Below are 464 nucleotides of genomic sequence, written 5' to 3'. Positions count from 1 at the left end.
AGATAGGAAGGAGCGGGGGAGAAAAATACAAAAAACCGCCAAAAGAATTAGGCGGAACGTTTCACAAATAACCACCCCATCATACCCTTCCGTTAAGATAGCACACCACGTTTACACGGTAATTTTGTAAACGTGACAGTTCTGTTCCTTTCGGAGACAGCCCCAGTCCATATTTCCAGAGAAGAAATATAAACTTCGGCAACTTTTCCTTTCAAACGGAGTCGGATGACATTCTCTGTGTCTCGGCCGTTCTACTCTTAAAAGTCGCAACCTCTACCTCATCGGATTGATGAGGATTTATATATTGCTAAGATATTTAATATATGGCAATTGTAATGACTTTCTGAATATATTGCAAGGAATTTTGTTAGGAAAAGTCAAAAAATATCGGTTATTGTATAGGAAACGCTTGCATAACTCCACCCGAACCTACTATTATGTAGCAATAAGCAAAGAAAAAATTG

General features: G+C 38.6%; 1 riboswitch.

Features of this window, described 5'->3' with window-relative positions:
- Nucleotides 1-90: 90 nt before the first annotated feature.
- A riboswitch (Lysine riboswitch) is annotated at nt 91-284 on the bottom strand.
- Between the last annotated feature and the right edge of the window lie 180 nt (nt 285-464).

This window comes from Bacillus sp. 05T31, from assembly GCF_056396725.1.
The sequence above is the reverse complement of the archived record's forward strand: the minus strand, read 5'-3'. Positions and strand labels throughout refer to the sequence as shown.